The organism is Chromobacterium sp. FG22 (genome assembly GCF_057809415.1).
Window position 1 is genome coordinate 139543 of record NZ_JBMDJX010000010.1, and the last position, 24760, is coordinate 164302.

The window sequence follows — 24760 nt, forward strand, 5'->3', positions numbered from 1 at the left end:
GCGCGCGAATGAAATACGTAAAACCCGCTAGCAGGACATCCTGGCGTCATCTTGCCGCGGCAAGATCGGCGTTTTGACTGTCTTGATCAACACCGGAGAACGCCATGGATCGCCGCCGTTTTTTGAAAACCTCGCTTGCCGGAGGCGGCCTGTTGCTGGCAGGGCCGGCGCTGGCCGCGCCGGCCGTCGTCACCTCGGACCGTTTGCGCCCGCTGATGAATTCCGGCATCCAGATCGGCGACGCGGGCGCGGACCGCGCCATTGTCTGGGCGCGCTCCGATCGGACCGCGCGCCTGGTGGTGGAGTGGGACCGCAGCGAGCGCTTCGCCAGCCCGCGCCAGGTGCGGGGCCCCTGGGCGACCGAGGCCGGCGACTTCACCGCGCGTGTGGATCTGAGCGGCCTGCCGGCCGGCGAGCGGCTGTATGTGAGAGCGCGTTTTGAAGACGCGGTCCATCCGCGGGCCTGGTCCGAGCCGGTGACAGGGAGCTTTCGCACTGTGGCGGAAACGGCGCGCGATCTGCGCTTCGTCTGGTCCGGCGACACCGCCGGCCAGGGCTACGGCATCAATCCGGACTGGGGCGGCATGCGCATCTACGAAACCATGCGCCGGCAGCGGCCGGATTTCTTCGTGCATTGCGGCGACACCATTTACGCAGATGGCCCGATGGCGGCCGAGACGGCGGTGGAGGGCGGCAAGATCTGGCGCAATCTGCTGACGCCGGAAGTGAGCAAGGTGGCGGAGACGCTGGACGAATACCGCGGCCGCTACCGCTACAACCTGATGGACGCCAATGTGAGGCGCTTTGCCGCCGAGGTGCCGCAGATCTGGCAATGGGACGACCACGAGGTGGTCAACAATTGGTCCGACGGCAAGGACTTGTCCGCCGACCCGCGTTACCGCGAGAAAAACATAGGCGTGTTGCAGGCGCGCGCCACCCGCGCCTTTCTGGAGTACGCGCCGCTGCGGCTTCACGGCAACGGCGAGGACGAGCGGGTCTACCGCCATCTGCCGCAAGGGCCGTTGCTGGATGTCTTCGTGCTGGACATGCGCAGCTATCGCGACGCCAACGGCGCCAATCTGCAGCGGGAGGGCGAGCTGGGCGCGAACTTCATGGGCCGGGCGCAGCTGCAATGGCTGTTGGAAGGCTTGCAGGCTTCCAAGGGCGTCTGGAAGGCGGTGATGGCGGACATGCCGCTGGGCCTGCAGGTGGCCGACGGCAAGAACGCGGACGGCAGCGCGCGCTGGGAGGCGATGGCCAACGGCGACCACGGCCGGCCGCTGGGGCGCGAACTGGAGCTGGCCTGGCTGCTGGGCGAGATCAAGCGCCGCGATATCCGCAACGTGGTGTGGTTCACCGCCGACGTGCATTACACCGCCGCCCATCATTACCATCCGGAACGCGCCGCCTTCGCGGACTTCAATCCGTTCTGGGAGTTCGTCTCCGGTCCGTTGAACGCCGGCACCTTCGGCCCCAATCCGCTGGACATGACTTTCGGCCCCAAGGTGGTGTACCAGAAGGCGCCGGAGACGCAGAACCTGTCGCCGCTGGCCGGCATGCAGTTCTTCGGCCAGGTGGACATAGACGCCCGCAGCCGCGCGATGACGGTGAGGCTGAAGGACGTGGCCGGCCAGACCTTGTTCACTCAGGAACTGGCGCCGGCCTAGTTGCGACGCCCATCGCGCGCTTGACGCTATTTCCCGGGATTCAATAGAATACATACGTATGTATTCAATGAGCCGGGAGGCATCGTGAGCAAACCCAGATCCATCGATCGCAATCAGGTGTTGGACGCGGCGGAAGAGATCATAGAACGCAAGGGGGCGGCCGCCCTCACCATAGACGCCGTGGCCAAGGCCGTGGGCATCAGCAAGGGCGGGGTCCAGTCCTGTTTCGGCGCCAAGCGCAATCTGGTCAACGCCATGTTGGAGCGCTGGGGCAAGCACTACGACGCGTGTTTCGAGAAAACCGCGGGTGTCGCCGCCGAACAGCTGTCCAGCGTCGAGCAAGTCAAAACCCATGTCCGCATCACCGCGACGGAAGAGGCCTTGATCGCCCGCGCCGCCTGCCATCTGAGCGCCATGCTGGAGTCCAAGGATCAGAAAGACTGGGTGCGGGCCTGGCATGCCGAGCGCTTGGGCAAGCTGGACGTGGCCACCGAGGAGGGCCGCCGCGCGCGCGTGGCCTATCTGGCGGTGGAAGGAGCGTTCATGCTGCGCTACTTCGGCCTGGCCGAGATGAGCGAGCAGGAGTGGCGGGACGCGTTCCAAGATATCGAGCGATTGGCGGAGCGCTGAAGACGTTCTTGGCGCGCTCATTATCAAGTGGGCCGCCGCAAGGTTTTTCCGTTCTTGCCCGAGGGTGCGTAAACAGGCTCCGGGCGTGTGCCGCGACGGCTGAACGGGCTTTGATGATTGAGTCGGGGAAGGGGCGTTAAAGATGCTTAGCTGGGTGTTGTTGCTGTTTGCCAGCGGTTTGGAAGTACTGTGGGCCGCGGGTTTGAAGCGCTCGGAAAGCGCATTGGAATGGTTGGCGACCATTGTCTGCATCATCGGCAGTTTCTCCTTGCTGGTGCTGGCGACCAAGAGAATGGGCGCGTCGACCGCCTATGTGTTTTTCGTGATCTTCGGAACCGTAGGCGCTTATCTGTTGGATGTGGCCTTGTTCGGCAAGCCGTTCAGTCCGGTGGCGATGCTGGCGATTGTGGTGATCCTGTTTTCGGTGGTGCAACTCAAGCAAGTGAAAGACTGAAATGGACTGGCTTTATCTGTTGGCGGCGGGCGTGCTGGAAATTCTGGTGGTGGTGGGGATCCGGGACATCGCGCTGAAGCGGTATGTCAGGGGCTGCGCGCTGTATGCGACGGGCTTGAGCAGCTCTTTGTTTCTTCTCTACTGGGCGATGAAAACCATAGACATGTCGATTGCTTACGCCGCTTATACCGGGATTGGCGTGGTGGGCACGGTGGTGACCGGCATCCTGTTCTGGGGCGATAAAAAGAGCAATAAAAAGCTTGCCTATCTGTCGCTGCTGGTCGCGTCCATCGTTGTGCTCAAGACCGCCGGCTAGCGACGACGGCCGCGCGGGATCATGGTTGAGCGGCGGGCGCGAGTCCGCCGTCCAGCCGCGCCAGGATGCGGTAGGCGGCGCTCACTCGCTCGGCCAGCGGATAGGACTTGTTGGCCAAGAGCACGATGCCCAGTCGTTTTTCCGGGATATAGGCGGCGTAAGCCGAAAAGCCGTTGGTGGACCCGGTCTTGTTGATGAAGGCCCGCGTTTGCGGCGGCAGCGGCGGATCCAGGCGCTGCGCCGGCATGCCCTGATAGATGTAGGCGGGGGCATTGCCGCTCAGCAGCCGCGGCAGGTCCACCGGATACGGGTATTGTTCCCAGATCAGGCCTTGGGTCAGCACCCCGGCGCGGTAGTAGCCGATATGGGTGTCCTCGAGAGCGGCCCGCAGCTTGGGCGCCATGGGCAGCAGGCCCATATTGGCGTTGAGGAAGCGCGCCAGGTCGGCGGCGCTGGACCTGACGCCGTAGGCCTCGTCCGCCAGCAGGGCCGGAGTCAGCCGCGCGGGCCTGTCGTTCTTGTCGTAGCCCTGGGCGTAGTCGCGCATTCTCTGGGCGGGAACGTTGACGAAGCTGCTGTCCATGCCCAGCTTGGCGAAGATCCTGCCTTCCACCGCCGCCGCGTAGGGCATGCGCATGCTGGCGGCGGCGATCTGGCCCAGGACGCCGATGCCGATATTGGAATAGACCCGCTGCCCGCCCGCCGGCTGCCTGGGGCGCCAGCGCCGCATGAATCGCCGCAATGTGCCGGCGTTGTCGACGTCGTCCGGCACGAACAAGGGCAGGCCTGAGGTCTGAGTGCCCAGGTTCAGCAGCGTGACCCGTTCCAGGCCGCCGCCGGCCAGCGCCGGCAGGTGCTGGGTCACGGGGTCGGCCAGTGAGAGCCGGCCTTCGGCCTGGGCATAGCTGGCTAGCGCGGCGGTGAAGGTTTTGCTGAGCGAGCCGATCTCGAACAGCGTGGCGCGCGTTACCGGCCTATGGTCGGCCTTGGAGGCGAGGCCGTAGTTGTAAACCTGAACGCCGCTGTCGACGGCGAGGCCCACCGCCATGCCGGGGATGCCGTGCTTGCGCATCAGCGCCGGGATTTCCGCGTCGACGGCGGCTTGGGGCGAAGGCGCGGCGGCCAGGGCGTGGGCGGATAGCGCGGCGCAGGCCAGCAGCAGGACGCGGCGATTCATTGCGGGCATGACGATGCCTCCTTGTCGATGAGGATGTGGGAAAAGAAGGAGCGGCGCGAGTTATGGCGTCTGCGCGTCGCCAGGGCCGTTTGGCGTCTGTTCAAGGCCCCGCGAGCGAGGCGAGGCCTTGCGTCCGATCAAGCCGCATGCGCCTGGGCGATAGGGGGATTTCGAAACGGCGTCTGCCGCATCGGGCACCGCGACGCGCGGCGAATCGCAAGCGGCTTTCTTAGGAGCGGTTCAGCGCCAGCAGCAACTGGTTCACGCCGTCGCTCATCGCCTGGTAGCGGGTCTGCTTGCCGCGGGTCAGCGCCACCCATACCGCGGTCCCCCGCTGGGGATCGATGGCGACGTAGCTGAAAAAGCCGCCGCCGCCGGCGGTTTTTTGCAGGAAGGGCCGGGTGTCCGGCTGTTCGTGCATCGCCACCCAGCCCAGGCCCAGCGCATCGGCCTTGCCGGGCACGTCCATGCCGGCGAGGCTGCGCAATTCGGCGCGCTGATAGCGCATCTGGAAGGTTTGCTGGTACAGGCGCTTGCGCTGCTCGTTTTGCGGCCGCACCAGGTCCTGCAGCCAGCGTTGCATGTCGGCGGCGGTGGAATAGACGCCGCCGCTGCCTATGGCCGCGCTGGTGTTGACGCAGGGACTGGCCTCCACGCCGCGCAGCAGGCGCGCGCATTGGGCGGGGCTGGGGCTGAAGGTGGTGTCGCGCATGGCCAGCGGCCCGGTGACGGTGTCGCGCAGCAGCGCCGGATAGGGCTTGCCGGCGGCGACGGCCAGCGCGTCGGCCAGGTAGTCGTAAGCCAGATTGGAGTATTGCGCGCTCTGACCCGGCGCGAAGCGGGCCTTGGTCTTGGCCAGCCAGCGCCAGCGCTGCTGCTGATTGGGCCAGACGAAAACCGGCGTGTCGCGCGGCTTGACGCCCGGCAGTTCGCGCGGGAAGCCGCTGGTGTGGGTGGCCAGGTGGAGCAGGGTGATGGGCTGGCCGGCCAGGGCCTTGGACTGAGCGCTTCCCGCCGGCGCGAACTTCCGCAGCGGATCGTCCAGCTTGAGCCGTTGGTCCAGGACCATGGCCGCCAGCACTTCGCTGGTCATCAGCTTGCTGAGGCTGGCGATGCGCAGCAGCGAATTGGCGTCCGGCGTCTGGCGGCTGCCCGGGCGGGTTTCTCCGTAAAAGCGTTGCAGGCCGCCTTGTTTGTCGACGACCACCATCACCATGCCCACCGCCTGGCTATCCTTGAAAATCCGCTCGGCGTGCTGGTTCAGTTGGGCGATGGGCATGGCGGCCTGGCTCAAGGCCGGCAGGGCGGCCAGGGCCAGGCTGATGAATCCCTTTGTTCTCATTGATCTTGCTTTCCCTTGGATGAGGCGGCGCGCCGGCGGCGCCGTCAGATGGCGTGCATTTTAGGGGGGAGGCGGTGGACGGCATAGCGCGCAATATGTAACGACTGTAACCAGAGCCGCCGACCCAGTCCGAAAGTACAGGCACGCCCGGTTTTCAAGATGCTATTACTGGCTAGTCGAAGTCCCTATCGCCGCCATTATCGGCCCCGCCTCGTCCGCGCCAAGGCGCCCGCCCCTGATTGACGACTTAGTGGCTGTTTGTTCGCCCGCGCCGCCGCGCGGGGGAGGAGAGATCCATGCGCAATCACGCAATCATCACCTCAAGCCAGGGGTAGAACCGCTGGCAAAACCCGCTTGAACGCGCCAGCCCGCGCGCCGCGCCGGCGCCATGCCGTTTGCGCGGGTTTTGTCAGCTGCTGTTGCCGTAGGGAGGTCGCCGGCCTTGGGCCCGCGCCTGGGCAGCTGACTCACTTTGGAGGAAAGCGTCATGCCATCAGTCAATCAGTTCGCCTATGTGCCCAACACCAGCACGTATAAGTTCGCCTATGGCGGCTCCATTCCCAATATGTCGATCGCCAATATGCCCAGCGACACCAATTGGGCGCGCTGGACCATGCTCAACGACGGCGAGTATTACCGGATGTATTTCTTCAAGGGCAGCAGCGCGGACACCTTGTACCAGGCCGCGTTCAATCCGGCCACGTCCAAGTACGAGTTCGGCTTCCACTCCATCCCGGAGTTGAAGATCACCGGCGCGCCGCCGGACGCGGACGCCAGCAGCGTGTCCATGCTCTACGACAGCAGCACCAGCACCTATCGCTTGTATTTGCGGCGTCTGGGCGCGCCCACGGTGCTGTACCAGTTCGGTTTCAACCGCTCCACCAACCACTATGAGTACGGCTACAACTCCATTCCCACCCTGAACGTCACCGGCGCGCCGGGAGACACCGACTTCCACCGCTGGTCGATGTTGTTCGACGGCAGCACTTACCGCTTGTACGCCTTCAAGGTGGGCAGCGTGGACACCTTCTACCAGTTCGGCTACAACCCGCAGACCCAGGCCTACCAATACGGTCACGATTCCATTCCCATCCTGACCCTGGTGGGCACGCCGGCCAACAGCAATCTGACCAGCATGTCGATGTTGTTCGGCCAGGGCGATTACCGCTTCTACTTCCAGACCTTGTAAGCGCGCGGCGGGCAAGGGCGGCGGACGGCCGGAACGGCGGTCCGCCGGCGGCTTCAGTCCCGCAAATCCACGATGGGCGGCGTCTTGCTGGTGACGGGGTCCAGCCGCCATCGCGCCCGCGCGGCCAAGCCGAGCGCGAAGGCGCCGTCATCCGGCGCCAGGCCCAGCAAAGCCGCCAGGCGCGCGCGCAAGGCCGCTTCCGGGCCGGCGTCCAGATGTTCGGCCAAGAGCAGGGTCAGCCGCTCGCGGCCGGCCGGGTCGCGGTCCAGCTGGATCTGGAAAGCGTGCTCCGCGCCGGCCAGTTGCGCGAAATCGTCCAACTCGTACGTGGTTTCATTGAGGCGGAAGGACCGGCCGTCGCGGCCGCGCAATTCCAGCCAGCGTTCGCCGTCGCACTCCACCCAGCGGCCGATATCGCCCAAGCAGTAACGGAACACCGGGAAGCGCCGCCGCCAGGCGTTGCTGACCGCGATGCGGCCGTAACCGGCGGCGTCCGGCCGCAGAATCTCCGCCGCCACCCGAGGCAGCACCCGGAACAGGCCGGGGCGGCGGCTGGCGTCGCTCCAGGCCCAGATGCCGGTTTCCGCGCCGCCGTACAGCGACCAGACCTGGGCCGCGCCCAGCGCGGCGCGCAGCCGCGCCAGCGTGGACGCGTGCAGGGTTTCGCCGGCGTACAGCAGCTGCGGAATCTCCAGCCGCTCGCCGGCGGCTGCCAGATGGGCGGCGAACAAGGCCAGCCGCGACGGGGTGCCCAGTACGTGGCTGGGGCGGAATCGCCGCGCCGCGGCCAGGATGTCGGCGTCGGCGGCGTGGGCGCTCATCGGCAGCGTGGTGGCCTGACAACGTTCCAGCACATCGTCGACGATGGCCGCGGTGCGGTAGAGATTGGCGTAGCCGAACAGGTTCAAGGCGATGCTGGCGGGACCGAATACCCCGTCGGCGCGCAGCCGGTCCGCCAGCGCCTGCCGCTGGGCCAGGTTTTCCGCAATGTCCACCGGGAAGATCAGCGCCGCCCGGGTGCTGCCGCCGGAGCGCACTAGATAGAGGCCGGACGCTTCCCGCTCCGGCGAAAACGCCTCCAGCGCGGCTTGCAGCGTCGCCTTCTCCAGCGGCGGCGCGTCTTCGGCGCAAGCCACGCCGCGGTAAAGCGTGCGATAGAAGGGGTGGGCGCGGGCCAGTTCGAAGCACTCGCGCAGCAAGGCCTGCTGGCGGGCCGGCGCGGGCGGCTGGGCGGGCGGCGCCTTCATGCCGGCAGCCTGGCCGCGTCCATCGGCGTCAGTCCCAGCTGGATCAGCAGCGGACGGTGGCGGCTCAGGAAGGCGCGCCGCTGCGCCGCGTCCGGCAGCGCTTCTTGCGCGTAGTCCAGCCAGCGCTGCGCCAGCATGCGCGCCAGGCGCAATTCGTCCGCGTCCTGGCTGCCCGCGTAGCGCAGCACCGTGGGCGGGGTGGCCAGCAGCCGCCAGTCCCGGCACGGCCGGTGCGACAGGCTGTCCGCCAGAATGCGGAAGCGGATCAGCGGCGCGGACAGCAGGCCGGCGCGTCCGCCGTGCGCGACGATCTCTTTCAGCACCCGATACCAGAAATCGATGCCCTCGTTCAGCCGCGCGCCGGCCACATAGCGCTGCGTCAGCAGCCATTGCCGCCGCGCGGCCACATTGCTGGCCCGGCCCATGAAGAAGTCCGGGTGGCCGGCGGTGCGCAGCGGGCGGGGCAGCAGGAAGGCTTCGTCTTCCAAAGGCTCCAGTTCGGCGCGCAAGGCGTCCAGCTGCGGGAAGCGTTCCTCAGGCGGCGCGCTGTCGTAGCCCAGCACCGCCAGGTCCAGCCGGTGCTCGTTCATTTTCTGCTCCAGCAAGCGCAGGCAGTCCGGCCGGTAGCAGTCGTCGGCGTCCAGGAAGCTCACCAGCTCGCCGCCGGCCCGCGCCAGGCCGGCGTTGCGCGCCGCGCCGGGGCCGCTGTTGCGCGGCAGCCGCAGCAGCACGCTGCGGGTACGGCTCAAATCCTGGGCGTGGTGGCGCAAGGCCTGCTCCGCCGCCTCCGCGCCGTCGTCGGTGCTGGCGTCGTCGACGATGATGATCTCGTGCGGCGCCTTTTCCTGCGCCGCCAGCGAGGCGATGGTCTCGCCGATGTAGGCGCGTTTGTTGTACAGCGGAATAATGACGGAATGCCGCATGAAGCCCCCTGTGCGCGAAACCGGTTCAGGCCGTCGCGGCGGCGGAGTACAGCTTGCCGCGGCGCTGGTGCAGATTGATGATCAACTCGTCCGAGCCGCGAAACACGCCGGGGCCGTAGCTTTCCGCGTCGCGGCACAGCTGCATGCCCACCAGCCGGATGCGCTGCCGGCTTTCCGGGTCCACGAACTCGCTTTGCTCGATATAGTCCTGGAACATGTATTGCGGCCATTGCCCCAGCACCAGTTCGCGCCAGGCGGTTTCGCCGCAGGCTGAGCGCACCAGCGAGCCCAGGCCGCGGCCGCCGCTGCTGGGTTTGGCGATGAAGTCGCCGGCGCGCGCCAGCAGGGCCTCGGCCTCGTCCCGCGAGGCCGGCGCGAAGGAGGGGATCAGAAAGGGGCGCAAGGCCGCGTAATCGTCGGCGTCCAGGCAGTCCCGCATGATGTCCTCGCGATTCAGGACCGCCAGCACCCGCTTGTCGTGCACCAGGATCAGCGTGCGGATGTCGTTGAAATACGCGCCGCCGTCCAGCAACTGGTCCAGCACCCGGTCCGGCAGCAGCGGCAGCTCGCTGCGATCCATTTCCAGTATGCAGCGGTTCACCGTCCGGCCGTCCAGCCGCAGCTTGCCGTCGCGGACGCTGAGCGCCTCCGGCCGGGCGGACAGAAAGTGGACGCCGTCGCGGCGCAGTGTTTCCGCCAGCAGGAAAATCTCGGTGCCGGGTTCGCGGGCGTGCGTCAGCGCCACCACGCAGCCGGGCGGATGCCATTGACGCAAGGTTTGCAAGAAGGCGTCGTCTCCGGCCGGCTGACCCAGCCAGCGGCTGATCATCCAGCCGTTCATCGGGTAGCGCGCACCCACCTCGCAAATGCGCGGCTGGCCATGGCGGTCGTAGATGAAGTCCGGACGGTAGAAGCCCACGCGGTAAGGCCGGCCGTGCGCGCGCCGCAGCAGCGCTTCCATGGCCTTGGGCAGCTGATAGAGCGCCCGGATGCGCGGATCCAGAAAGTAGCGGCCGACAATGGCGCGGAAGGCGGCGTCCAGCAGCGCGCTCAGGCGCCGCAGGCTGCTCAGATAGTCGGCGGACACCTCCACGCGGGCGCGCGCCAACTGTTCCGGGGCGAACAGGGGCGGCGCGCCCGGCGGCCAGGGCGGCGGCGCGGCGGCCTGGTCCGCCAGCCGCAAAAGCGGAGGCCGCGGCCGGCTCACAGCGCCTCCGCGGCGGCGTCCCGCGGCACCGTCGCCAGCACCGCCGCCTTTTGCTCCAGATAGGCGCCGACGATGCCGTCCAGGCTGTAGCGCTCCAGGTCCAGCGCCATGGCCCGCGCGTAGTGGTTTAGGGCGTTCATGGCGTGGAAGAAGTGGTTTTTCTCAGTGGGGCCGCAGTGCACGCTGATCCAGCCCAGCGTGCGGGTGGCGTCTCGCTCGGCGAAGCCCAGCGTCCGGGTCAGCCAGCGGCGGAACAGCGGCAGGATGAATTCCACTTCGCCATGGGTGTAGATCTCATGCGTCAGCGTGGTCAGCAGCGCGACGGCCAGGTCCGGATCGCGCAGCGACTGATGATCCTTCCAGCTTTTGAAGGCCTTGGCGCTGGGGTGGAGATAGGCATGGGACAGCCACTGGTCATCTCCGACAATGCCCGTGGCCATGTTGTAGTACATCTGCGCGTGCAGCACCTTGTGCGTGACCGCCAAATCCTCGTCCACGATGCGGTTCAAACAGACCATGGCGGCGAACAAGGCCTCGCGGTCCGCCACCGGCTGGCCGGTGTGGACCAGCAGCGTCAGCCGGTTGCTGATGCCGGCCACCGTCATCGCGCTATTGTTGGTCTGGCTCCAGCTCTGGAAAAAGCGCCGCAGCGTTTCCGGGCTTTGCCGCCGCGCGGTCAGGCGCGCAAAGCCGGATTCGATCGCGTCGAAGTGGCTGCCGTGCCGTTCAAAGGCTTGCAGCAGCTCGCGCTTGAGGTGGGACGCGGGCAAATCCCGCAATACCGGCATGATGATCTGGCTGAGACGGTGCATGAACGGAACCCTTGCTTGCATTGAGCGCCGCGGCGGCCCGGGCGGAGCGGCCGCCGGCCCGGTTTCTTTTACGCTTGCGCAGACATCAATATGGTTTAAGGATCAGACTGCCGATATAGGTACTACCACCATATTGAAAATCCGCATGAATGATCTAGGAGCCAGTTCAAGGTCCGTCGCGCTTCGGCGACGCGGTGTTAAACACGTTTCTCTCTGTGCTTGCCGTCTAGGCTCGCTCTTGCTCGCGAGCCTTTGAGCAGGTCTTAAGAGCCATGCTCAAACGGCGCTTGTCGCGCGGCCATGTCTTAGTCATGATTTGCTTTTGTTTTTCATGCAAGAGAGAGCGTTCCGATGGAAACCCGAGTGACGACCGTCAAGCAGACGAAGTTGATCGAGTGCAGCGCCGGGGTGGCGAGCCTGGACCAGGCGCTGGATTTGGTGGCCTTGTGCGCGGAGCACGACGCGCCGCGCGTGCTGCTGGCGGAAGAGGCCTTGCCGCCGGCTTTTTTCGATTTGAGCAGCCGCTTCGCCGGCGAGTTCGTTCAGAAGCTGGTCAACTATCGTCTTGCCGTGGCCGGGGTGTTCGTCGACGGCGCCGCCTACGGCGAACGTTTTGGCGAATACCTGAGCGAAGCGCGCCGTGGCCGGCAGTTTCGCGTGTTCGACGATAGAAAGGCGGCTCTGGCCTGGCTGGCGGCGCAGCATTGAGCGCGTAGCGGCTCGGACAGCGTGAAGGCGGGGAAAGGACGCGGAGCAGCCCCTTGCGGGGCTGCTTGCGAGCGGAAGAGCGCGATCAGACCGCGTCTTTGCCGATGCTCACCTGGAAGGAACCGGAGTTGTTGCCGTAGGTGCTGGGCACATCATTGTAGTACAGCGTGATCTGGCCTTGCGCGTTGGCCGGCGCTTTCCAGCGGAACAGGCCGGTGTTCACCGGGATGAAGCCGCCGGCGCCGATCTTCATCACCAGCGCGCCGCAGTAGGCGTCGCCGCAGATCAGGCCCTGATTGGGGTGGCTCTTGTCGCCCTGAGGGCCCCAGTTGGGCTGCGGGCCGTAGCCTGCCCAGCCCGACGCGACAATGGTGATCACATCGCCGGGATTGTAAGTGATGGTGGTGGGTTCCCCGTTGGGATTGTTCGCAGCGACAGTACCGGTCCAAGCCATGGTGAATCTCCAAAATGAAAGTGAGAGAAAGCAGATTCGACGTCGCGCCGACAGCGCGAGGAATATGCTTATTTCATTAAAGTTGGCGATGGGGGTTTTAGCCGCTGATCTTTCGGCGAGGTCGGCGTGGGGAACTTTGGATAGCTTGCCGGCGCTCAGCGGCCTTTATCCAGCTTGCAGGCCAGGCCGGTGCCGGCGAAGCCGCCGTAGAGCTTCATTTCATCCGGCAGCTTGCGCGTGATGAAAAAGCTGTCCGGCAGCCCCAGGCCGGCCTTGTCGCGCGGCCAGGTCAGCAGCCCGCGTTCGTCCATATAGCCCTGAAAACGCTGTTCGCCGCGAATCAGCTCCACCGTCTGGCTCTGGCGGCTGAAGTGGAAGCGGGTGGCGTCGGCGCAGTGGTAGCTGGCCTGCATCGCCTGCGGCTTGCAGCCGGCCAGCAGAACGAGCAGGGCCGGCGTCAGGCTGGCGAAAAGGAAACGGGCGGGGACGGACATGGGCGGCGTTCGGGCTGAGGACGGAAGGCCGCCAATATAACAAGAGCGGCCGGCGGCGGCTAGCCGCGCTCCGGGCGGGGCTGGTTCATCGGCACGGCAACTGTTAACATGCCGATCGAATTTTAGGCCGCCTGTCTTGATGGCGGCCGCAAGGAGACCGATATGTTCCCGCGAAAACCGATGCTGTTTGTCCTTGGCGCGCTGACGCCGTTTGCCGCCATGGCGGCGGATATTTATATCGGCATGCTGAGCGCGCAGGAGGGGAGCTTGCGGCTGACCCGCTGCAGCATCGGCAAACCTATCTATCAGTTGCTGAGCCAGGAAGGCCGGCCCTTGGCGGAATGGCCGGGCCTGTCGCCGCAGGCGCTGGAAGAACAGGCCAAAACCTCGGCCCGGATCCTGGGCGAATTCACGGAGCGGGACGGCAAGCCGGCCTTGCAAGTGGAGCGCATCGACGCGATCCGTTCCGGCGAGTCCTGTCATCTGGAGGATTGGCTGGACGAGCCGGTCAAAGCCGGGCCCGGACCGCAATGAAGCTGAGCAAGGGCAAGGCGGCGCTGACGCTGCTCGCGCTGCTGAGCGGCGCCTACTGGGCGGCCACGCATCTGAACAGCAACTGGGGCCGCGCGGTGGGCGAGCCTGTGGACGCCTTCAACGGCGTCGCCGTGTATTACAACGGCGGCGTGCAGCATGTGGAAGGGCGCAATCTGGCGTCGGACGGCTACAATCTGGGCCTGCGCTATCAGTGCGTGGAGTTCGTCAAACGCTATTACTATCAGCGTTTTGGCCACAAGATGCCGCAAGACAAGGGCCATGCCCGGGATTTCTTCCAGTCCCGTCTGGACAACGGCGCGCTCAATCCCGAGCGCGGCCTGCTGCAATACCGCAACGGCGGCGGCGACGCGCCGCGGGCGGAAGACCTGATCGTGTTCGCGCCCTGGGTGTTCAACCGTTACGGCCACGTCGCCATCGTCAGTCGGATCGGGCCGGATTTCATCGAGATCATCCAGCAGAACCCCGGCCCGTTCGGCGAGGCCCGCGAGCGACTGCCCTTGCTCATGGAGCAGGGCGTCCCGCGGGTGGACCATCCGCGGGCGCTGGGTTGGCTGCGCCGCGCGCCGCAGGCTTCGGCGCCGGCGGGGGAAGGCCTGGAGCCGGCGGGCGAGGCCTGAGAGCCTGTTCAAGGTCCGCTGCGCTTCAGCGGGATTTAGACAAGGCGCTCACCGTGGGGCGTCTTCACGATGCGCGGCGGATCGTGAACCGGGCCGGGCGCGCCTACTTCATCTTCCAGCTGGTGGCTTTCAGCACCGCGGCGTCGGCGTCTTTCAGATCGGTCTCGCCCTGGCTCAGCAGGCCGCTCCATTGTTTGACGCGATTCTTGCCATTGGGCGGCTGGTTGTATTCATTCGTGTCCACCACTTTGCTGCGCTCGGCGTGGAAACGGTTCATGAAGGTTTTTTCGTCGCCGCTGCCGCCGGAACGGGACAGCAGTCCCTGCAGCGTGTCGGAACCGCCGCTGGCGCCCTGGTTCAGCGCGGTGTCCACGAAGGAGCCTATCGTCAGCGCGCTGCCGAAACCGCGCTGGCGCGCCTGTTGCACGCTGTATTGGATGTAGACCTTGTAAAAGGTCTGCCACATCGCTTCGCGCCAGGCGGCGTTGTTTTGCAGCGCGGCTATCTTGCCGCAGAACACCTTCTCGCTGTCGCTGATCTTGAGCACCGGCCCTTGCATGCCGCCGCGCACCCCGGCGCGCGCCAGTCCGCCGGCAATAGAGGGATTGCCGGCGCCGCTGGCGGCGTCGAACTCCTTGAACAGCGTCGGGCCGTCCGGCCCCTGATCGCGCGGGCCGCCGGTGGTGGCGCCGAAAATGCCGATGGTGAAGCCGCGCTCGTCGTCGATGTCCTCGCAATAGCCGTAAAACTTGGGCCAATCCAGCGAGTCTTGCTCCGGCTTGTTCACCAACTTCATGATGTTGTTCCACTGCTCGCCGTCCAGCCCGGTGTTGGCTTTCAGGAATTTCAGCGTGCTGGGGGAGAAGTTGGCGTCCGGATTGGCCGCTTTGGCCTTGCCGGGCAGCGCGCAGCGCGCGCCGGCGGTCCAGGGCTGGCCGATTTCCGCCGCGCCGCTGCTGGCGTCCGGCGTGTTGCCCTGGGTCCAGTAAACGGCGGTGAAGTTGACGCCGTGATGGCTGGCCACGCTGCCGGCCGGATAGGGCGTGGCGGCCTTCCACGGCGCGGCGCAGACCGCCAGCCGCGCCGCCAGTCTAGGAGCGCTGCCGGCGGGGGAGGCTTGCGCCCAGGATGCGCCGGCGCAGGCCAGCCAGCCGGCGCCGGCCAGGGCCAGCATCGAAAGTGTGCGTTTCAAAACGTTCTCCGGTAGACAGAGGTAGGGCGGCGCGAGCCGGGAAAACGCACAAAATGCCATACGGATTTTATTGGCGAAAGAGGGGGGGACTGGCAAATGGAACGGGCGGCGCGGATGCGCGCAAGTAGATGGGCCTCCTATCGGCGTTTCAGCGTTGGAAGAGGGAAGTAGCGCCGCGCGCAGCAAGCGCATTCTATGCGGATTGGCGCGCGGAAAATTCAGGCGATGAGGTTTGGAGCGGGCGCTACTCCAGCCGCATCACATCGCTGCCCTTGTCCAGCGCAGGGTAGGCCAGCGCCAGGTAGTCTTGCGCAAAGCCGGCCAGGGCCTCGGCGGACGGCAGCGCGTATTCCCCGCTATTGGGATCGAAAAACCGGAATGTCCGCGCGGCATGATCCACCCTGGCCGCCAAGGCGTGGCCGACGCCTTGGGCGGGGTGGATGCCGATGTTGTACAGGCCGTCGCGCTCCAGCGCGATCTTGAAGCCCGGACTTTCGCTGTGGCCGCGAGGGCTCAAGCCATAGACGGCGAAATAGTCGGCGATGGCGTCTACGCTTCGCCACACATAGCTGTTGACCGCCAGTTCCATCACCTCGTCCCGTCCGCCCTCGGTTTCGATGTCGCGGAAAAAGGCCTCGGCCTCGTTTGGCCAGCTGCGCTGGCTGGCCAACCATTTGACGACCAGCGGGAAGCAAACGCCTTGTTCGCCTATCGTCGACCCCTGGATGAACGCGGTTTGCCGGAAGGCGCGCGCCTGCTCGCCGCCATGCGCCCGCGCGCATTGGGTCCAGGCGTCCTCCGATGCGCGCGCCAGCGCGGCGAGCAGGCTTTTGACCTTGCCGGGCTTGGGCGCGGAGCTGAGATCGACCTTGCCCAGTTTTCTTTCCGCGACGGCGATCTGTTTCGGCCGGCCGCAGGCCCGGATGCCGGACAATAATTCGGCGTAGCTTGCCGGCGGACGCTCGAAAGCCACGCCCACCATCTTGAAGCGGCGCAGCAGCGCCGGCGGCATGGCTTGCGGGAGCGGGGCGTCCGCCTTGGCCTCTGGCTGGGCGAGGCGTTGTTTGGCCCGCGTCACCACGCAGGCGCTGCGCAGCAGGCCCAGTTCTTCTCGAATCACGCGGACTCGCTGTTGCATCAGGCTGCGCAGCAGCAGGCAGGAGCTCCTGTCTCCAGCCGGCGGCGGAGCGTTGCGGGGCGCGACGACGGGCGGGCTCAGGCGCAATAAAGCGGACAGCTTGAGCGGGCCGGAGCCGACGACGGCTCCCCGGGCGCGGAGAAAGTCCCTGGCGCGCCGGGTTTGTTCCGGGTGCAGCAGATAGCTGCGGCCGGTGTACAGCACCAGCATGCCGTCTTTGCGCATGCCGACGCGGCTGTGTTCCTTGTGGTCTTGCAGGCGTGACAGGTCGTACTGCTGCGCCCGCAGTTGGATGGCGGTTGGAATGGTGCTCATGGCGGTTTTCCCGGCGAGGTGCTGATTTGGAGCGGCGGCGTCTCGGCGCGCCGTCCGAAGGGGACGGCGACGGACGCGCTGGGGAGCGAACCCAGGTTTGCCGCATGGTTATTTTATTGGGGCGCAGTGTGAAGGCAGAGCGGCGGGGAAGACTTTCAGAAAACGATTCCGGCCACGGGCCGATGGACGGTTGGCTCAAGTGTAAGAAAACGCCCTTGATCCGCGACCCATTTACCAGCCTTGGCCCTGTGCGGCGCCGATTCGCCTTGCCGTGTTTCGGCTCCGCGCGCTTGACTCAGAGCGCGCCCGGCCATTCACAAGGAAAAACCAGGGCTGTTATCATGCCCGCCGCCGCTGCATTGCGCGTATCGATTGGAAAAATATTGGGAATCAGAATGTTGAAAGTCATTGCCTGCGTTTTTATCTTGTTGTCCTCCATGGCCAGCGCCTCCAGCTGGGATTTCACTTACTTCAACCCCAGCGAGGGCGGCTTGTTGATCGATACCGACAGCATTGCGCAATCGCCGCACGGCACCGTCAAGTTCTGGACGCTGTGCGCGCCCAGATTCGAGGCGGACAAGCCGATGACGGCTTACGCCTACAGCCAGTCCCTGTACGAGATCCATTGCCGGCAGCGCCTGATCATGATGCCGATGACGGTGGCTTTCGATGTGAACGGCGAATCGCGGGAAACCGAGTTCGAGCACGCCAAGATGGAGGACATCCAGCCGGACACGCAGGAGGATTTTCTGTGGACCTATATCTGCAAGCCGGAAAAGCGGCCGGACATGGCGGTGGCGATGCGGCAGGGCATTCAGGGCTTCTTGCGGGAGCAGAGGCGTTACGCCAGCGAGCATCTGGCGTTTCATCGGGATAAGAGCCGCTGATCGCGGCGGCCCGGAACGCGGCCGCCTACGGCAAGCGCCCTGCCTCGGCAGGGCTTTTTTGCGCGCCTTGACCGGCGGCGTGATCGTTTTAAGCAAGCTTGCGGGCTTGCGCTTGGGCATGCTGCGGCACATTGAAAACCCATTGACCGCGCCGCGGATCGCGCACAGGAGCTTACGCCATGCCGATGACTTGCAAACTCGTACCCGGAAAACTGCTGGTTCCCAGGGACTGCGTCCGGCGCGAGGAGGCGCGCTTGGCGGAGGCGTCCAGGCTGATCATGCGGCTGCGGCAATTGCGGCACGAGCCTTCCACGCTGTCGCGCTCGGACTCCGTCGCCTCGCTTGGCTTCGACAAGAAGGCGCTGTTCGCGCTGGCGCTGAAAAACCAGGCGGTGCAGGCCAAGACGCCGGCCGCGGCCGCCGGGGAGGGCAAGAGCCTGGGGCATATCCAGCGCCTGGTGGTGATAGGCGACAGCCTGTCGGACTCCGAAGGCCGCATGCTCAGCAAAACCCTGGGGGTGATGCCGTCCTCGCGCCAGTACTACGAAGGGCGTTTCACCAATGGCTTCGCCTGGCCGGACTTCCTGGCGTCCAGGGCTTTTCTGGGCAAGCCGGTGGTCAATTACGCCGAGGGCGGCGCGGTGGCCGGCAAGTACTCCAAGTGGAACCCGGCCTTCATGTTCATCTCCCATATGGAGCGCCAGATCAATAAGCACCACTTCCAGCCGGGCGATATGGCGGTGCTGGCCCTGGGGTCCAACGACTACATGACTTTCGGCAAGACCGACGTGGACAAGGTGATCCGCACCTACGAGCGGCAGATCGACAAGCTGGTGGCCAAGGGGGTCAAGGACATCCTGGTGGCCGGCGCGCCGGATCTGTCCAAAACCGTGAACGCGCGCAAACAGCCGCCGGCGGAGGCCGAAAAGCTGCACGACTTGTCTCAGCGGCATAACCGGCAGCTGAGCCAGGCGGTGGAGGCGTTGCAAGCCCGCTACCGCGACGCCGGGGTGACCCTCCGTTTCTTCGATATCGGCGCCAAGCTGGATTACCTGATGGAGCTGGCGGAAACAGTGGATTACGACACCCTGCACAATAAGCACGAGGGCTATATCGACCTGCCGCGCGTGCTCGGCTTCGCCGGCGACGCGCGGCCGCTGGACAGCTCGCATCGCCACCTGTTCCACGACGAGGTGCACCCCAGCCAGGAGGTGCACCAGATCCTGGCCGCGCACATGACGGACTTCATCCGCGAGCAGTACGGGCGGCCGGCCGACGCGTCTTAGAGCCTGCTCAAAGTCTCGCGAGCAAGGGCGAGACAAGGCGAAAACGAGCGAAAAAGCGGAATGCACACGTGGTACATGAGCATTTTGAGCTCGTACTCACCGTGCAAGCCTTCACGACGCGCAGCAGACTTTGAACAGGCTCTTAGCCGCTGGCCAGCCGCGCCAGGTAGCGCAGGCCGCCGATGCCGGGAAGGAAGCAATACGCGCCGCCGCGGGTGGTGATCATCCGCGAGAAGCCTTGCAACACGGTGTTGTTCTTGCCCGATCGGCCGGGCGCGGCCAGGGTGAAGCTGCTGTCCGCGGCGTCGTTGACGCCGAGGAAGACGTCTTCTCCGCTGATGTTGAACACCGCGTTGCCGGCGTCCGGATTGCCCGGTTCCGTGGCGGATTTGACGAAGTCGCTGAGCAGGTTCCACTGGCTGCTGAGAAATTCGAACTGATTGCTCAGGCTGGCGTTGATGAAGTAGCCGATCAGGCCGCGGGCCGCGGCCGAGGGGTGTTCGGGGTCGTAGGCCGGGCCGTAGGGCATGGCCCGGCGCACGATGCGGTGGTGGGCGCTGTCGGTGCCCACCACCGCGCCGTTGCGCGGATTGTTGCGGCGGATGTGGGAGCCTATCGGACATTTCAGGCCCAGGGTGTCGTCTTGGGACGGCTGGGCATTGACGTAGTTGAAGTCGTTCAATTGACTGGTCGGCAGCGTGGCGCCGGCCTCGTCCGGCCGCAGCGTCAGCGGGTTGCCGTTGCGCCAGCGTCCGCATACCTTGGCCGCCAGCAGTTCGGGATCGATGCCGGCCTTGGCCGCGTATTCGCTCAGGAACGCGTCGAAAGCGGCCACGTCCTGTTCCAGGATGCGGAAAGCGGCATAGCTGCTGTTGCGGCTGAGTTCGGGCGGTTGCACCGAGTACACGCCGTTGCCCTCGTTGGTGTAGCCGAGCAGGAATTCCCCGGTGGCGATGACGGCCTGATCGTCCGGCTCCGGGCGCTTGCGCGGCGGCGCGCCGGCGATGGTGGGCTGGGCGATGCTGTCGCGGTAACCGAAGTGCACCTGATTGTCAGGCAGCGCCTGGGCGTCATGGGCGGATAGTTCGCTGACGGCGCCGGCGAAGGCCTGACGCAGCCGCGCGCTGAGGCTTTCCAGCAGCGCCGGGTCTTTGGCCACCCACAAGCTGAGCACGATGTGCACCTGCTCGCCATTGGCCAGGCCGCCTATCCATTTTTCAGGCGCGCTGGCGCCGATGTCGCCAACGAGGCTGGCGGTGTCGCCATCGGTGGCGCCGCGCTGGAAGGTCGATTCGAAACTGGCCAGCTGCTCGGCGCCGACGCCCAGCATGCGCAGCCCGGGACAGGTGAAGCCTATGTTCAGGAAGCTGTTCGGTTTTTGCAGCCAGCGCTTGGCGCTGGTGATGCTCGGCAGGCCGTCCCGGCCCTCCACCAGTTTCAGGATCAGCTCGCCGGCGGCGGCCTTGTCGCTAACGCTCAGAATGAAATGCCGGGCCAGGTCCACGCGGTAGCCGCGCAGAATCGTGCCTTGGATGTCGTCGTACGGGAGGTCGGGGCTGTTCATGGCATGCCTTTCAGCAATGGGACGGGTGTAAGAGGCTGTTCAAAGTCCGTTGCGCTTCGTGAAACGCTGCTCGGCGAGTACCCGCTCAAGCCGCTCATGTACCACGCGTACATTCCGCTTTTTCGCTCGTTTTCGCCTTGACTCGCGCTTGCTCGCGAGACTTTGAACAGGCTCTAAGGCGCAAGCGGGCGGGCCGCCTGCGCCTGGCGGGCGCGCTTCAGTCCAGCGCGGCGAGTATGGTCTGCACCGTGTACGGATAGGCCTGGTACAAGCCGTTGTCGTCCTTGCCGCCGCCGCCGTTGTTGGGAATATGCTGGGACGCGTCGTTCTGGGCGATGAAGGCCTGAAAGGCCGCCACATTATTGGCCACCGGGGTCAGCGCCTTGCCTCCCACCACGAATTGCAGCAGCGCGTCGAAGACGGTGCCCACCTGGGCGACGAAGTCGTTGATGTAGGCGTTGAAGCTGCCGTCGTATTCGGTGATCACCGCGATCACGTAGTTGTCGCTGCTTTTGCCGGTGGGCTGCAGATTGGCGGCGGAGCGGTCCAAGAGCAAGGTGCGCGCGTAATGGACGGTGCCGATCGAAGTCAGCGCTTGATGCAGGGTGGGTTCGTATTCCGCCAGAGTGGCGGCGATGGCTTCCAGGCTGGTGCCGGGAATGACCGGCATCAACAGGGTGAGCGGGCTGGCCATGGGGCTTCTCCCTAAGGGGTTTGGGAATTGAAGCCTAGCAGCGCGACCTTGACTGTCAATGCGATTTTATTCGTTTTGCAAATCAATAGCCGTGGCTTAGGTATTCGTACTAAGGGCTTGCCCGAGGGCCGCGCCCGGCGGGGGCGGGCGCGGCCGAACGCTCACTTGCGGTTGGTCAGGGACACGCCCGCCGCCGCCAGCGCGCCGCCCGCCAGCATGGACGCCAGAATGGGTTCGCCCAGCAGCCCCGCGGACAGCAGCACGCCGAAGGCGGGCACCAGATTGGTGAACACGGCGGCGCGCGAGGGGCCGATCTCCCGGATGCCCTGGTAATACCAGATGAAGCCCACCACGGTGCCTATGGCCCCCAGATAGAGCATGGACAGCCAGATCCGCCAGCCGAAGGAGGCCCAGGGAACGGAGCCGATCTCGCCGGCCGCGCCCAGGGACAGGAAGGCCAGGCCCCACAGCGTGGCGTAGGTGGTGGCCGCGATCGGGCTCAGGGTTTCCATCGCCTTGCGCGAGCCCAGCGTATAGGCCGCCCAGCTCAGCACCGCCAGGCTCATCAGGGCTTCGCCGGCGCCGAAGGACTGGCTGAAATCGTGGACCGTGCCGACGAGATCGCCGCGGGTGATGACCACCATGGCGCCCAGCAAGGCCACGGCGATGCCGGCCCAGCGGCGCAGGCCCAGACGCTCGCGGAAAATCAGGCTGGCGGCCAGCGCGGTCATGATGGGATTGAGGCTGACGAACAAGGCGGTGCGGCCGGCGGGAATGCGCGCCAGCGCGCCGAAGAAACAGGCGTTGTAGAGAAAAATGCCGGTAAAGCCCAGAAACGCGGTGACGGCGATCTGCGAGCGGTTCAGCCGCGGCAGCCCGCCTTCCAGCCGGCAAGCCACCAGCACCAGCAGCAGGGCGGCCACCAGGAAGCGGCCGAAGGCGGCGGTCATCAGCGGCATGGATTGCGCCAGCACTCTGCCGGCGATGAAGGTGCCGCCCCAGAACAGCGCGGTCAGCGCCAGTTTCAGAGACAGGGCCGGCCTGAGCGCGGTTTGCGCGCGGGCGGGCTGCGCCGCGACGGCGAGGGTGCTTGAGTGATTCATGGTGGGCGCCGGGCGCACCGCCCGGCCTCCTGATGCTATGTGGGTGCGTATATACTATTGATTGTTTGAATTCATGGAAAAATGAGCATTTGCTCATGGGTGAACGAGACGGTCATGACCTTTACGCAGCTGGAAATCTTTGCGCTGGTGGCGGAGCTGGGCGGTTTCACCGCGGCGGCGGACAAACTGGGCATCAGCCAATCCGCGGTGTCGCACGCGATCAGGCAATTGGAGAAGGAATGGGGGCTGACCCTGCTGACGCGCGGCCAGGCCGGCATCGAGGCCACCGAGGCCGGCAACAGCCTGCTGCTGCGCGTGCGCGAACTCTTGGGCGTGGCCGAGGCGATCCGTCAGGAGGCGTCGGCGGCGCGCGGCCTGAACCGCGGCGTGCTGCGCATCGGCTCCTTCGGCACCACCTCCTCGTTGCTGCTGTTGCCGCGCATCCTTGAGCAGTTCCGCGCCAGCTATCCGGAAATCGACGTGTTCGTGGAAGAGGGCGAGGACGACGAAGTGGCGCAATGGGTCAGCGAGCGCCGGGTGGACGTGGGCTTCGTGGTGCTGCCGGACGATCGTTTCGACACTTTGCCGCTGGTGGAGGACCAGTTCGTGGCCTTGATTCCGGCCGGCCATCCGCTGGCCGGCCAGCCGGCGGCGCGGCTGGCGGATTTGTGCGACATGCCCTTCATCATGACGCTGGCGGGCAATACCGCGCTGATTGAGAGATTGTTTGAAACCGCCGGCCTGCGGCCCATGGTCAAGCACCGCTACGCCCAGATTCTCACCATCGTCAAAATGGTGGAGAACGGCGCCGGGGTGTCCATCGTCGCCGATCTCGCGGTGCCGGCGCCCTTGCTGGCCTTATGCCCCGGCGTGGTGAAAAAGCCGCTGGCGCCCATGGTGAGGCGCGCGGTGGGCCTGGCGGTGCCCAGCCGGAAGCACGTCAGCCCGGCGGTGGCGGCTTTTCTCCACACCTGCAAAACCATGGCCAAGAGCCTGCGCGACGGTTCGCTGGGCGGTTTGTGAGCGGACGCGATGCGGACAGTCCACAAGCCTGTTCAAAGCCTCGCGGGCCAGGGCGAGACAAGGCGAAAGCCGCTGAGAAAGCGGAATGCGCAGGCGGCGCATGAGCATGTTTAAGCGGCGCCCGCCGCGCCACGCGTCGCGAAGCGCGGCAGGCTGTGAACCGATTCTTAGGCCCGCGGCAGGTCAAACCGGGTTTGGCAGCGGCTCTCTATCAGCTGGCCGGCGCGCAGCACCGTGAGCTCGTCGAAAGGCCGGCCAATCAGCTGTACGCCGAACGGCAGCCCGACCCGGTCCAGGCCGGCCGGCACCGTCAGCGCCGGCAGGCCCAGCACATTGGCGGGCGTGCTCAGCCGTATATAGGCGGAGACCACGCTCTCCTCGACGCCGTCCGGCCAGACGAAACTGTCCTGGCCGTGCAGCGGCGCGGTGTGCGGCACGGTGGGGACCAAGAGCAGGTCGATGCCGGCGAAGAGCCGGCGCCAGGCGGCTTGTAGCGCGATCCGAGCGGCCTGGGCCTGGGCGTGTTCATTCTGCGGCACCAGCATGCAGGCTTCCAGCAGCGTCCTCACCTCGTCGCCGTACAGCTGCGGCGCGCGGCGCAGCGCGTCCCGGTGATAGGCGGCGGCTTCCGGCGCTATCAGGCCCCATTGGATGGGCAGGATGAAATCGGTCAGCGGGATCTCGACCTCCACCAGCGTCGCGCCGGCGGCGGCGAGTTCGGCCTGCTGGTCCTGGAGCGCGGCCTGGATGTCCGGCGCGATATGCTCGCAGAAATAATTGCCGGCCACGCCGACGCGCAGCCCCTCCACCCCCTGGCCCAGGCCCTGGCGGTAGCTGTCGGCCGATGGCGGCCGTCGCGTCGCGATGGCGTCCAATAAGGCCGCGGCGTCCGCCACGGTGCGGGTGATGGGGCCGACATGGTCCAGCGAGCCGGACAGCGGCACCACGCCTTGGCGGGACACCAGTTCGTAAGTGGGCTTCAGGCCCACCAGCCCGCACAAGGCGGCCGGCACCCGGATGGAGCCGCCGGTGTCGGTGCCCAGCGCCGCCAGCGCGCCGCCATAAGCCACCGCGGCGGCGGAACCGCCGCTGGAGCCGCCGGGGGAACGCTCCGGCGCCCAGGGATTGTTGGTTTGCGGCGTGGTCAGGCCAAAGGCGAATTCATGGGTATGGGTCTTGCCGGTCAAGATCATGCCCGCCTGTTTGAGCCGGGCGGCCACCTCGCTGTCGGCGGCGGCGAGGTGATGCCGGCGCACTTGCGAACTGGCGGTGGTGGGCAGGCCGGCCGCGTCTATCAGGTCTTTCAGCGCGTAGGGGATGCCGTGCAAGACGCCGCGGTATTTCTTGCGGCGGATTTCCTGCTCGGCCCGCCGCGCGGCGTCCATGGCCTGATCCGCGGCGAGCGTGACATAGGCGGACAGCTGGTCTTCTTTCTCTTGCGCCCGCTCCAGCACCGAGCGGGTCAGCTCCACCGGCGACAACTGGCCGTCCGCTATCTGCCGGGCCGCGTCCACAATGCTCAATTGATAGGCTTGCACGGCGTTTACCTCCAGTCCGGGTCGAAGGGGGGCGCTGAGCGCGCGTCGGCCGGACTCAGCCGGTCCAGCTTGGCGATTTCCGCGCGGATGAAGGCCAGGGTGGCGGCGACGGCCTCCAGGCGATCGGGGGCGAGCTTGAGGCCGGCGGCCTGGGCCAGGGCGGCGACGGCCTCCGGGGCGAGGGTGGGAAGGGCCATGAGGAGCTCCTGGGTTGGGGGCCTGTGCAAG

At 66.2% G+C, this 24760-nt stretch carries 26 protein-coding genes; 11 read left to right on the top strand and 15 right to left on the bottom strand.

The window, feature by feature from the left end; all coding sequences use genetic code 11:
• Positions 1–104 precede the first annotated feature (104 nt).
• The 4 genes from ACODSD_RS12235 (at position 105) to ACODSD_RS12250 (ending at position 3067) form a co-directional block, all read left to right on the top strand.
• Positions 105–1667: an alkaline phosphatase D family protein gene (locus tag ACODSD_RS12235; protein WP_488877480.1), complete on the top strand. Its 1563-nt coding sequence runs from the start codon at positions 105–107 to the stop codon at positions 1665–1667.
• An 84-nt stretch (positions 1668–1751) separates the two neighbouring features.
• Entirely contained in the window at positions 1752–2297 is a 546-nt protein-coding gene (locus ACODSD_RS12240) for a TetR/AcrR family transcriptional regulator (RefSeq protein ID WP_227103543.1), read from the top strand.
• A 142-nt stretch (positions 2298–2439) separates the two neighbouring features.
• A complete protein-coding gene (locus ACODSD_RS12245) occupies positions 2440–2751 on the top strand; it encodes a DMT family transporter (RefSeq protein WP_488877481.1) in 312 nt (103 codons plus the stop codon).
• Position 2752: 1 nt separating this feature from the next.
• The gene (locus tag ACODSD_RS12250; RefSeq protein WP_107799574.1) at positions 2753–3067 is read left to right on the top strand and encodes a DMT family transporter; all 315 of its coding nucleotides are present in this window, start codon (positions 2753–2755) and stop codon (positions 3065–3067) included.
• 19 nt (positions 3068–3086) lie between these two features.
• Here ACODSD_RS12250 and blaCHC read toward each other — a convergent pair whose 3' ends face one another.
• Both blaCHC and ampH read right to left on the bottom strand, forming a co-directional pair.
• Positions 3087–4253, bottom strand: a complete 1167-nt coding sequence (blaCHC, locus tag ACODSD_RS12255; RefSeq protein ID WP_488877482.1) for a CHC family extended-spectrum class C beta-lactamase — start codon at positions 4251–4253, stop codon at positions 3087–3089.
• Positions 4254–4473: 220 nt separating this feature from the next.
• The gene (gene ampH, locus ACODSD_RS12260) at positions 4474–5586 is read right to left on the bottom strand and encodes a D-alanyl-D-alanine-carboxypeptidase/endopeptidase AmpH (RefSeq protein WP_227103538.1); all 1113 of its coding nucleotides are present in this window, start codon (positions 5584–5586) and stop codon (positions 4474–4476) included.
• 487 nt (positions 5587–6073) lie between these two features.
• Here ampH and ACODSD_RS12265 point away from each other — a divergent pair, with 487 nt between their 5' ends.
• On the top strand, positions 6074–6775 hold the full coding sequence (locus ACODSD_RS12265) for a hypothetical protein (protein WP_107799571.1): 702 nt from the start codon (positions 6074–6076) through the stop codon (positions 6773–6775).
• 53 nt (positions 6776–6828) lie between these two features.
• Here ACODSD_RS12265 and ACODSD_RS12270 read toward each other — a convergent pair whose 3' ends face one another.
• The 4 genes from ACODSD_RS12270 to ACODSD_RS12285 are packed head-to-tail and all read right to left on the bottom strand — an operon-like array spanning position 6829 to position 10964.
• Positions 6829–8022 carry a hypothetical protein gene (locus tag ACODSD_RS12270; RefSeq protein ID WP_488877483.1) on the bottom strand — a complete coding sequence of 398 codons (1194 nt, stop codon included), beginning with the start codon at positions 8020–8022 and terminating at the stop codon, positions 6829–6831.
• Positions 8019–8945, bottom strand: coding sequence for a glycosyltransferase family 2 protein (locus tag ACODSD_RS12275; RefSeq protein ID WP_227103534.1), 927 nt, complete (start codon positions 8943–8945; stop codon positions 8019–8021). Before ACODSD_RS12275 ends, ACODSD_RS12270 begins: the two co-directional genes overlap by 4 nt.
• A 25-nt stretch (positions 8946–8970) precedes the next feature.
• A complete protein-coding gene (locus ACODSD_RS12280) occupies positions 8971–10152 on the bottom strand; it encodes a hypothetical protein (protein WP_146176648.1) in 1182 nt (393 codons plus the stop codon).
• Positions 10149–10964: a hypothetical protein gene (locus tag ACODSD_RS12285; RefSeq protein WP_488877484.1), complete on the bottom strand. Its 816-nt coding sequence runs from the start codon at positions 10962–10964 to the stop codon at positions 10149–10151. Before ACODSD_RS12285 ends, ACODSD_RS12280 begins: the two co-directional genes overlap by 4 nt.
• A gap of 363 nt (positions 10965–11327) precedes the next feature.
• Between ACODSD_RS12285 and ACODSD_RS12290 the strand changes: the two genes are divergently transcribed.
• On the top strand, positions 11328–11672 hold the full coding sequence (locus ACODSD_RS12290; protein WP_488877485.1) for a DUF4180 domain-containing protein: 345 nt from the start codon (positions 11328–11330) through the stop codon (positions 11670–11672).
• A gap of 85 nt (positions 11673–11757) precedes the next feature.
• Here the strand turns inward: ACODSD_RS12290 and ACODSD_RS12295 are convergent, their stop codons facing one another.
• Together ACODSD_RS12295 and ACODSD_RS12300 are read right to left on the bottom strand one after the other, a co-directional pair.
• The gene (locus tag ACODSD_RS12295) at positions 11758–12126 is read right to left on the bottom strand and encodes a LecA/PA-IL family lectin (protein ID WP_107799565.1); all 369 of its coding nucleotides are present in this window, start codon (positions 12124–12126) and stop codon (positions 11758–11760) included.
• A 155-nt stretch (positions 12127–12281) separates the two neighbouring features.
• On the bottom strand, positions 12282–12620 hold the full coding sequence (locus ACODSD_RS12300; RefSeq protein ID WP_488877486.1) for a hypothetical protein: 339 nt from the start codon (positions 12618–12620) through the stop codon (positions 12282–12284).
• 162 nt (positions 12621–12782) lie between these two features.
• On the opposite strand from ACODSD_RS12300, the gene ACODSD_RS12305 reads away from it, so the two are divergent.
• Positions 12783–13154: a hypothetical protein gene (locus tag ACODSD_RS12305; RefSeq protein ID WP_235088306.1), complete on the top strand. Its 372-nt coding sequence runs from the start codon at positions 12783–12785 to the stop codon at positions 13152–13154.
• Complete coding sequence (locus ACODSD_RS12310; RefSeq protein ID WP_488877487.1) at positions 13151–13792, top strand: CHAP domain-containing protein; 642 nt, start codon at positions 13151–13153, stop codon at positions 13790–13792. The genes ACODSD_RS12305 and ACODSD_RS12310 overlap by 4 nt, the downstream gene beginning before the upstream one ends.
• 103 nt (positions 13793–13895) lie before the next feature.
• On the opposite strand, the gene ACODSD_RS12315 is transcribed toward ACODSD_RS12310, so the two are convergent.
• Positions 13896–14984, bottom strand: a complete 1089-nt coding sequence (locus ACODSD_RS12315; RefSeq protein WP_227103522.1) for a chitosanase — start codon at positions 14982–14984, stop codon at positions 13896–13898.
• A 244-nt stretch (positions 14985–15228) separates the two neighbouring features.
• Positions 15229–16437 carry a hypothetical protein gene (locus ACODSD_RS12320; RefSeq protein ID WP_488877488.1) on the bottom strand — a complete coding sequence of 403 codons (1209 nt, stop codon included), beginning with the start codon at positions 16435–16437 and terminating at the stop codon, positions 15229–15231.
• A 395-nt stretch (positions 16438–16832) separates the two neighbouring features.
• Between ACODSD_RS12320 and ACODSD_RS12325 the strand changes: the two genes are divergently transcribed.
• Together ACODSD_RS12325 and ACODSD_RS12330 are read left to right on the top strand one after the other, a co-directional pair.
• Complete coding sequence (locus ACODSD_RS12325) at positions 16833–17324, top strand: surface-adhesin E family protein (RefSeq protein WP_227103517.1); 492 nt, start codon at positions 16833–16835, stop codon at positions 17322–17324.
• A 179-nt stretch (positions 17325–17503) separates the two neighbouring features.
• A complete protein-coding gene (locus ACODSD_RS12330) occupies positions 17504–18610 on the top strand; it encodes an SGNH/GDSL hydrolase family protein (protein ID WP_488877489.1) in 1107 nt (368 codons plus the stop codon).
• Between the two features lie 142 nt (positions 18611–18752).
• Here ACODSD_RS12330 and ACODSD_RS12335 read toward each other — a convergent pair whose 3' ends face one another.
• From ACODSD_RS12335 to ACODSD_RS12345, 3 genes are all read right to left on the bottom strand, one after another.
• Positions 18753–20174, bottom strand: a complete 1422-nt coding sequence (locus ACODSD_RS12335; protein ID WP_488877490.1) for a Dyp-type peroxidase — start codon at positions 20172–20174, stop codon at positions 18753–18755.
• Positions 20175–20391: 217 nt separating this feature from the next.
• Positions 20392–20868, bottom strand: coding sequence for a hypothetical protein (locus ACODSD_RS12340; protein WP_227103511.1), 477 nt, complete (start codon positions 20866–20868; stop codon positions 20392–20394).
• Between the two features lie 161 nt (positions 20869–21029).
• On the bottom strand, positions 21030–21971 hold the full coding sequence (locus tag ACODSD_RS12345; RefSeq protein ID WP_107799555.1) for a DMT family transporter: 942 nt from the start codon (positions 21969–21971) through the stop codon (positions 21030–21032).
• Between the two features lie 114 nt (positions 21972–22085).
• Between ACODSD_RS12345 and ACODSD_RS12350 the strand changes: the two genes are divergently transcribed.
• Positions 22086–22994, top strand: coding sequence for a LysR family transcriptional regulator (locus ACODSD_RS12350; protein WP_227103509.1), 909 nt, complete (start codon positions 22086–22088; stop codon positions 22992–22994).
• A 167-nt stretch (positions 22995–23161) separates the two neighbouring features.
• On the opposite strand, the gene ACODSD_RS12355 is transcribed toward ACODSD_RS12350, so the two are convergent.
• Positions 23162–24532 (bottom strand): amidase, encoded by a 1371-nt coding sequence (locus tag ACODSD_RS12355; protein ID WP_488877491.1) that lies wholly within the window; start codon positions 24530–24532, stop codon positions 23162–23164.
• A 5-nt stretch (positions 24533–24537) separates the two neighbouring features.
• Entirely contained in the window at positions 24538–24729 is a 192-nt protein-coding gene (locus tag ACODSD_RS12360) for a hypothetical protein (RefSeq protein WP_227103504.1), read from the bottom strand.
• Positions 24730–24760: the final 31 nt, after the last annotated feature.